The 8191-nt window shown below is 67.2% G+C and carries 7 protein-coding genes; 1 reads left to right on the plus strand and 6 read right to left on the minus strand.

All coding sequences use genetic code 11. From position 1 onward, the window contains the following. The 6 genes from AX681_RS21005 to hisS all read right to left on the minus strand — a co-directional run. Positions 1 to 845, minus strand: an 845-nt coding sequence (locus tag AX681_RS21005; RefSeq protein WP_443026354.1) for a DUF4139 domain-containing protein, incomplete at its 3' end; no start/stop codon positions are given. 10 nt (positions 846 to 855) lie between these two features. Continuing rightward, on the minus strand, positions 856 to 2232 hold the full coding sequence (locus AX681_RS21010) for a DUF4139 domain-containing protein (protein WP_066659200.1): 1377 nt from the start codon (positions 2230 to 2232) through the stop codon (positions 856 to 858). Between the two features lie 132 nt (positions 2233 to 2364). Next, positions 2365 to 3147, minus strand: a complete 783-nt coding sequence (locus AX681_RS21015; protein ID WP_082737916.1) for a DUF4167 domain-containing protein — start codon at positions 3145 to 3147, stop codon at positions 2365 to 2367. A gap of 257 nt (positions 3148 to 3404) precedes the next feature. Continuing rightward, entirely contained in the window at positions 3405 to 4268 is an 864-nt protein-coding gene (prmC, locus tag AX681_RS21020) for a peptide chain release factor N(5)-glutamine methyltransferase (protein WP_066682719.1), read from the minus strand. Positions 4269 to 4362: 94 nt separating this feature from the next. Then, positions 4363 to 5436, minus strand: a complete 1074-nt coding sequence (gene prfA, locus AX681_RS21025) for a peptide chain release factor 1 (protein ID WP_066660676.1) — start codon at positions 5434 to 5436, stop codon at positions 4363 to 4365. Next, on the minus strand, positions 5433 to 6752 hold the full coding sequence (gene hisS, locus AX681_RS21030) for a histidine--tRNA ligase (protein ID WP_066660678.1): 1320 nt from the start codon (positions 6750 to 6752) through the stop codon (positions 5433 to 5435). Before hisS ends, prfA begins: the two co-directional genes overlap by 4 nt. Positions 6753 to 6833: 81 nt before the next feature. On the opposite strand from hisS, the gene miaB reads away from it, so the two are divergent. After that, on the plus strand, positions 6834 to 8144 hold the full coding sequence (miaB, locus tag AX681_RS21035) for a tRNA (N6-isopentenyl adenosine(37)-C2)-methylthiotransferase MiaB (protein WP_082737971.1): 1311 nt from the start codon (positions 6834 to 6836) through the stop codon (positions 8142 to 8144). The last annotated feature ends 47 nt before the right edge of the window (positions 8145 to 8191 follow it).

The following is an 8191-nucleotide window of genomic DNA, read 5'->3' on the forward strand; positions in this document are numbered from 1 at the left end:
CCTTCAGGCAGATAGCATTTGAACTCGAACGATTCGGCGCTCTCGAACGGGTTAGCGGTGCGGCCGGTTGTCCGGTTGACCTTGCCCGCCACCACCATTGTCTCGGCATTGGCAAAGCTGGTCATGTCGGTGCTCGCCAGCGTGACCCAGGCAAACAGATCTGCCGTCCGAGCGCCAGCGGCGGTGCCGCCGCCATCGCGCAGCGTCGCGACATAGTTGGCCTGCCAGTCGAAGCCCCAGGCGAGGTAGGACAAAGTGATCGTCGCCGTCCCGCCCTGCGGCGAATCGGTCTCGACCGACAGGGTCGGCTTGGCTGACAGACCCTCGGGCACGCCGTCATAGGCGATGGCATCCTCGGTCGGGCCGCAATTGAGCACCTCGATCCCGCGCTCGGTCTCGACGATCGCCGCGCCGTCGGGGCCCGAGCGGATGACCGCGCGCTCCTCAACCGTCTTGCCATCCCGTGTCCGGCGCAACGTCACCGGTCGGGCGAAGCCGCGCCGATACAGGCTGCCCGGCGACAACAGGTCGCCGTCGAGATTCTTCTCCCGCACCCCGGCAGGCAGACCAGTGACGATCGCGCTCTCGGGCAGGATGCCTGAGGCGACGCCCTCGAACCGGATCACCGCGCGGCCCGCCGGAATTGTCACCGTCCGCGTCTCGGTGATCAGCGCATAGCCCCCGAGCCAGTCGAGATCGATCTTCTGGTCCGACTCGCGATCGGGCGCGCGGTAGATGGTGACGCCGACCGCATCGGGTCCGGCCGACGTCTGCACGCTCTGCGCCGACGCCTCACCCGTCGCGGCAAGCGCGGTCGCGATCAGCAACAGGGCGGCGCGCCGCACCGGCCGCGCCTTAGTAACGCGTTTCGAAGGTCGCGGTCAGCGTTGCCTCGCCATTGGCGGGGACGCTCACCTTCCACAGCGCCTCATCGGCGTTGATCCGCTCGCTCGCTTGCGTTTCGTTCAGAATCTTCGTGTCTTTCCACCAGCTGTCGAGCCCGCCCTGCGACAGTTCGACCGTCACTGCCTCGGCCCGTGCATTGGTCAGCGTATAGACCATCGTCGTGCGCCATTTGGTCGACCCGGCACGCTCGCGCGTCTGCACCACCGCCTTGACCTTCACGTCGAACGCCTCGCCGGTCTTGATCGCCAGCCGCGATCCCATCGGCGTATGCGGGATCGCATTCTCGCCGATGAACTGCGGCGCCCCGCGCGCGTCGCGCATATAGATGCGCACCGTCCCGGCGGGCAGCGCATCGCCAAGGCCGCCCTCCTTGGATGACGAGAAGCGCAGCACCGTGTCGACGCTGCGCGCCTGATCCTGCCGCCCCAGCCAGGGATTGCGATAGGCATAGGCCTTTGCCGCCGGCGCCCCCGCGACGTCGAGGAAGCTGACCTGCTTCTGCTGGCGCTGCGCGATCGTCGTGCGGCCGGGGATCGGATAGACATAGAAGTCGCCGATCCGCTCGCGTCCCGCCGTCTCGGTGCCCGGCACCATCACCGATCCCATGCCGCGCCCGCCGCCGCCGACCGCACCCGCGACCAGCAGGGTGTTCGCGTTGGTATAGGTGGTGCCGCTAGTGTTGGTCAGCGTCAGCCAGCCCTGAACGTCGATCTTGCCCGCCTTCTCGTCGAACAGCGCGACATAGTCGGACTTCCAGCCCAATCCATAGGTCAGGTAGCTCAGCGTCACCGGCCGCGATCCCGCCGCATCGGCATCCAGCGTCACCGACAGCGTCGGCCGCGCGCGCAGGGATGGCGGCAGCGACGGGAAGATCACCCGGTCGTCCTTGCCCAGCACCTCGATCCGCCCGCCAATCTCGACCACCGTGCCGTCATTATAGGCAAGCACCTTGGCCGGCAGGTTCTGGCCGCCGCGCACGACGGTCACCGACTGGCCGACCGCCTTTTCCATCAGCGATTCGGGGGTGAGCAGGTCGAAATCGAAATTCTGTTCGACGATTGTCGCGCCGGGCGCACCGATCGTCACCGTCTCCGGCCGGATCTGCGCCGAGACATCGGGGAAATCCTGTTTCGACTTGCCCGCGGGCAGGCGCAGCTCGCGCTTGTCCTGCACCAGCGCCAGATTGTTGTTGTAGATGGTGACCGCGACATCGCCCTGGGCACTGGCGCCCTGCGGGGCTTGCGCGGTTTGCGCGACGGCGGGGGTCGCCAGCATCGTCCCGGACAGCGCGGCTCCAGCCGCAAGCGCCAACGTCATCCGCCGCATCGCATCCCCCTTCGATCTGGTCCCCGCACCATCGTCAAGCCGCGCGCGATGTCAACGGTCAAGGGCGGCAGAAACGCAAAGGCCGGCCCGTAAGCTACGGACCGGCCTTAACTTTCTCGGCGGGAAAGGCGCTTATTCAGCCGCTTCCGGCTCGCCTTCTTCCTTCTTCACGCGGCGGCGGCGGGGCTTGACCTCGACCACCTCGCCCTCGACGCCGAGCGCGGGGGGTAGCACTGCCGCGATGTCGTTGCCATGGCCCGCATCGCTGCTCGCCTCATCCCGGCGCGGACGGCCACGGCGTGCGCGGCGACCGTCTTCGGCCGGAGCCTCATCCTCGTTCGCAGCGACCGGAGTCTCCTCGCCCTCGACGCCACGCGGCTGACGCTCGCGGCGGTTGTCGCGGTCGCGCCCGTCACCAGCACGTGCATCACGGTCACGACCCTCGCGATTGTCGCGCTCGCGGCGCGGGCGGCGGTCGTTGCGCTCGCCGCGATCGCGGTTGTCGCGGTCACGATTGTCGCGGCCCTGGCGCTCGGACTGCTCATCGCCCTCGTCGGCGAACTCGCCGTCCTGGCTGCGCGCGCCCTCGTCGCCGTCGAACTCGTCCTCGTCGCCGTCGAACTCGTCGCGCTGGCGGCGCTGCTGCGGGTTCTGGTCCTCGAAGCGCGAGCGCGTTTCGGCCAGCACGCGGAAATAATGATCCGCGAACTGCAGATAATATTCGGTGTTCACCCGGTCGCCGGCCATCTGCGCGTCGCGAGCGAGGTTCTTGTATTTCTCAAGCAGCTGCGCGGCATTGCCACGTGCGCGATTGTCGATGCGGTTGCCCGAATTGGGGTTGTTGCCGCCGCCCTGCTGGCGCTGGCCACCACGGCCGCGACGGCGACCGTTGTTCGCCTGACGATTGTTGATCAACGTCTGTGTGTCCTGTCCTTACTCAATCCGCCATCGGTCAAACAGCGATCCCGGATGCGTGTTACACCGCACGCCGCCACGGCCCTTCGGACCGAAACGGCTCCCGCATGGCTGCCGGACAATCAGCAGCGCGCATGCCTTGATTTGGGTCGGCAAACCTTTTCAACGATTTAGGTTGCTGGTGCCTGCCCCGGGCTCATCCTTAGCCCGCGCGGCAACATTCTCCAAGCCTTATATTGGTGCAGCGCATCGATAGTTCAATTTCGCGGCATTTTTGCCGCAACCGCGCGCGGGCGTCCGCCCAGGTCATGATGGAGCACAGGATCGAGCCCCGCGCCACGCATCAGCGCCGACACGGCCTCCCCTTGCGTCCAGCCGATCTCCAGCACGGCGATCCCGCCCGGCGCGAGCAGCCTGGGCAGGTCGGGAATGACCCGGCGATAATCGTCGAGGCCATCCGCGCCGGCGAACAGCGCCGCGGGCGGTTCATGGTCGCGCACCTCCGGCCCCAGCTCCTCGCCGACGCCGATATAGGGCGGGTTGCACAGGATCAGGTCGAACTGGCCGTGGAGATCGGTTGCCCAGTCGCCGCGCCGCAGATCAACCCGTTCCGCGATACCCAAAGCTGCTGCGTTGCGCCGCGCATAGTCGAGCGCGGTATCGGACGCATCGACCCCGACACCCGTAGCGCCCGGCCACTCCGCCAGTGCAGCCAGCAACAAGGTCCCGGGCCCCATGCCAAGGTCCAGCACCCGCCCCGGCCCCGCGCTCCCGGCAAAATGCGCCACCGCCGCTTCGATCAGCGTCTCGCTATCCGCACGCGGCACCAGCACGCCGGGGCCAACCCCAATCTCGACCGTCCAGAACCCGCGCGACCCGGTGATATAGGCAACCGGCTCATGCGCGAGGCGGCGTTCCACCAGCGCGTCGAAGCTGGCCGGAGCGGGATCGCCCAGATGCTTCAGCAGCAAATCCTGATGCGACACGCCCAAGGCATGCGCCATCAACAATTCGGCATCGAGCCGTGGCGTCGCCGACGTAATCCGCGCAGCCGCATCGGCAAGGGCAGCCCTAACTCCCCTCCCGCCTGCGGGAGGGGTCGGGGGAGGGCCTGTCACCATAGTGGACGGCCCGCATGGACAGGCCCTCCCCTAGCCCCTCCCGCAAGCGGGAGGGGAACGATGAACGACAGACCGCTAGGCGCTCGGCCCCCGATCACGAATCCAGCGCCGCCAGCCGCTCCGCCTCATCCTCGGCGACCAGCGCGCCGATCAGCTCGTCCATCTCGCCCTCCAGAATCTCGGGCAGGCGGTGGAGGGTCAGGTTGATGCGATGGTCGGTCACCCGCCCCTGTGGGAAATTATAGGTGCGGATCCGCTCCGACCGGTCGCCCGATCCGACCATCGACTTGCGCGCGCCCGATCGTTCGCTCGCCAGCCGCTCGCGCTCCAGCTCATACAGCCGCGTGCGCAGCACCTGCATCGCCTTGTCGCGATTCTTGTGCTGCGACCGTTGGTCCTGCTGGATCACCACCAGCCCGGTCGGAATATGCGTCAGCCGCACCGCCGAATCGGTCGTGTTGACGTGCTGCCCGCCCGCACCGCTCGCGCGATAGATGTCGATGCGCAGATCTTCGTTGCGGATCTCGACATCGACCTCTTCGGCCTCGGGCAGCACCGCCACCGTTGCCGCCGACGTATGGATGCGCCCACCGCTCTCGGTCACCGGCACGCGCTGGACGCGATGCACGCCGCTCTCGAACTTGAGCTTGGCGAACACGCCCTTGCCCGCGACGCTGGCGACCACTTCCTTATAGCCCCCGGCTTCCGACGTGGACGCAGAGATCAGCTCGACCTTCCACCCCTGTCGCTCGGCATAGCGGGTGTACATGCGCAGCAGATCGCCCGCGAACAGCCCCGCCTCGTCCCCGCCGGTCCCGGCGCGGATTTCCAGCATCGCCGCGCGCTCGTCCGCCGCGTCGCGCGGCAACAGCGCCAGCGCAAGGCGGTGGTCGGCCTGCGCCAGTGCCGCCTCGTTCGCGCGCAATTCCTCCGCCGCCATTGCGCGCAGCTCGGCATCCGCCTCGCGCGTCATCGCCGCCAGGCTCACCGCCTCGGCGCGCAGCCGCCGCACCTCGCCCGCCGCCGCCGCGACCGGCTCCAGCTCGGCATATTCCTTGGACACCGCGACAAAGCGATCCGACGGCAGATCGCCGGTCGCCATCATCGCCGACAACTCATCCCGCCGCGCCTCGATCTGCGCGATCCGCTCGGGGGAGATGCGGGTCATTCAGTCGGACCGATGCGCTCAGCCAAGCGCCACCCGCCAGCCAGCAGCCCCTCGGCATCTGCAAACTTGAAAGAGTTAGCGATCACCCCAGCGATCCGCTCTTGGAGCGCTGCCGTCGCGGGCGTCGTCAAAGCTAATCGGAACAGATAACGGCCATCGAGCGGCGGACTTTCCGTATCCACCGACAAGATGAGAGCGGGGTTGGCCGACTGCGCCTTCGTGAAACGCTTACGAGGGCTACCGGTCGTGAACATCTCAACCGCGATACCGTTGCGCCTAAGAAGTGCAGTTACCTCAGTCGCGAACCCTTCAGCACGCTCCGCCACTAAAGCGACTTGGATCGTGTCCGCCGTCGGCTCCGCCAGCAGCATCCCCAACCGCTCGATCCCGGCGGCCCAGCCTACGCCAGCCGTCTCCGGGCCGCCCAGGTTCCCGATCAGCCCGTCATAGCGCCCACCGGCCAGCACCGTGCCCTGCGCGCCCAGCCGGTCGGTGACGAACTCGAACGCGGTGTGGCGATAATAGTCGAGCCCGCGCACCAGCCGCGCGTTGCGCGTCCACGCCACGCCCGCCGCGTCCAGCCCGCTGGTCACTGCATCGAAAAACGCCCCCGCCTCGCTCGTCAGATAGGCATCGATGTCCGGCGCGCTGTCCGCGATAGGCCGATCGCGTGGGTCTTTCGAATCCAGAATCCGCATCGGATTCTTCTCGAGCCGCGTCAGGCTGTCCTCGGACAACTCCCCACGATGCGCCTCGAAATGCGCCACCAGCGCCGCACGCCATGCCTCGCGCGTCTCCGCGTCGCCCAGCGTGTTGAGCTGCAGCGTCACACCCTCGGCGATCCCCAGCTCCTTGAGCAGTTGGTCCGCCATGGTCAGCAGCTCGACATCGGCCTGCGGTTCCGCAGCCCCAATGATCTCGGCGTCGATCTGGTGGAACTGGCGATAGCGCCCCTTTTGCGGTCGCTCATACCGGAACACTGGCCCGTGCGTGGTCAGCTTGAGCGGCGCGAACTGCTGCCACCCTTCGGTAATATACGCCCGGCAAATCCCCGCAGTGAACTCCGGCCGCAGCGTCAGCAGCTCGTCGCCCCGGTCGGGGAAGGTGTACATTTCCTTCGAAACGACATCGCTGGTCTCGCCCATCGATCGCGCGAAGACCCCGGTGGATTCGAACACCGGCACCTGAACCTGCTGGAAGCAATAGAGCCGCCGCACATGCTCGAACGCCTCGACCACGCGGGCGAAGCGGCGCTGTTCATCGCCAAAGATGTCCTGCGTGCCACGCACGCGGCGGGGGGTTTCGATCCGTGCCATTTGCGGCGGGTCTTTATGGTCTGGGGGGCCGGAAGGGAAGATTGTTCACGCACAGCCCCCTTTCGACTATAGCCCCGCGCCATGAACGCCCCTCCCAAGACCTATCACGTCAAATCCTTCGGCTGTCAGATGAACGTCTATGACGGCGAGCGCATGGCCGAGCTGATGGCGGCACAGGGCATGACCGCAGCGGCAGACGCCGACAGCGCCGACCTGATCGTGCTCAACACCTGCCACATCCGCGAAAAGGCGACCGAGAAGGTCTATTCGGACATCGGCCGCTTCCGCAAATCCGCGCGCCTGGCCGATCGCACCGCGCCGATGATCGCGGTCGCCGGCTGCGTCGCACAGGCCGAGGGTGAGGAAATCGCCAACCGCGCCAAGGTCGATATCGTGGTCGGCCCGCAAGCCTATCACAACCTGCCCGAACTGGTCGCCCAGGCCTCGGCACAGGGCCGCGCGATCGACACCGACATGCCTGCCATCGCCAAGTTCGGGGCGCTCCCCGCCCGGCGCAAGACTGGCCCGACCGCGTTCCTGACGGTGCAGGAAGGGTGCGACAAATTCTGCACCTATTGCGTCGTCCCCTACACCCGCGGTGCCGAGGTCAGCCGCCCCTTTACCGCAATCGTCGATGAGGCAAAGTCGCTGGTCGACGCCGGCGCGCGTGAGATCACTTTGCTCGGTCAGAACGTCAACGCGTGGGACGATGCCGAGGGCACCGGCCTGCACGGCCTGATCGCCGCACTCGACAAGATCGATGGGCTGGCGCGCATCCGCTACACCACCAGCCACCCCAACGACATGAAGGAAGGCCTGATTCGCGCGCATGCGGAGGTCGAAAAGCTGATGCCCTTCCTCCATCTGCCGGTGCAGGCGGGCAATGACCGTATCCTGAAAGCGATGAACCGCAGCCACAGCCGCGATTCATATCTGCGCATCCTCGACCGCGTCCGTGCCGCGCGACCCGACATCGCGCTGTCGGGCGACTTCATCGTCGGCTTCCCCGGCGAGACCGAAGAGGAGTTCCGCGATACGCTGAGCCTGGTCGACGCGGTCGGCTATGCCCAGTGTTTCAGCTTCAAATATAGCCCCCGCCCCGGCACCCCGGCCGCGGAAATGGACGGCGCGGTCCCCGAGGACGTCATGGACGACCGCCTCCAGCGCCTGCAGGCCGCGCTCAACCGCGATCAGGCCGCGTTCAACGCCGCCAGCGTCGGCAAGACCTGCGACGTCCTGATCGAACGCGCCGGCCGCCACCCCGGCCAGCTGCTCGGCAAATCGCCCTGGCTGCAATCGGTCCACCTGACCACCGACGCCGCGATCGGCGATCTGGTACGAGTGCGGATCGACAGCGCTGGCCCGAACTCGCTGGGTGGTGTGGCAATCTAAATTCCTCCCCTGCCCCGCAGGGGAGGTGGCAGCGCGCAGCGCTGACG

It is taken from the genome of Sphingomonas sp. CCH9-E2, assembly GCF_001557215.1.
Lineage (GTDB): Bacteria > Pseudomonadota > Alphaproteobacteria > Sphingomonadales > Sphingomonadaceae > Sphingomonas.

What these genes read in the sequence shown, in the direction of transcription:
- AX681_RS21010 (WP_066659200.1), bottom strand. Translation starts at nt 2,232, where the DNA reads ATGCGGCGGATGACGTTGGCGCTTGCGGCTGGAGCCGCGCTGTCCGGG.
- prmC (WP_066682719.1), bottom strand. Translation starts at nt 4,268, where the DNA reads ATGGTGACAGGCCCTCCCCCGACCCCTCCCGCAGGCGGGAGGGGAGTT.
- prfA (WP_066660676.1), bottom strand. Translation starts at nt 5,436, where the DNA reads ATGACCCGCATCTCCCCCGAGCGGATCGCGCAGATCGAGGCGCGGCGG.
- hisS (WP_066660678.1), bottom strand. Translation starts at nt 6,752, where the DNA reads ATGGCACGGATCGAAACCCCCCGCCGCGTGCGTGGCACGCAGGACATC.
- miaB (WP_082737971.1), top strand. Translation starts at nt 6,834, where the DNA reads ATGAACGCCCCTCCCAAGACCTATCACGTCAAATCCTTCGGCTGTCAG.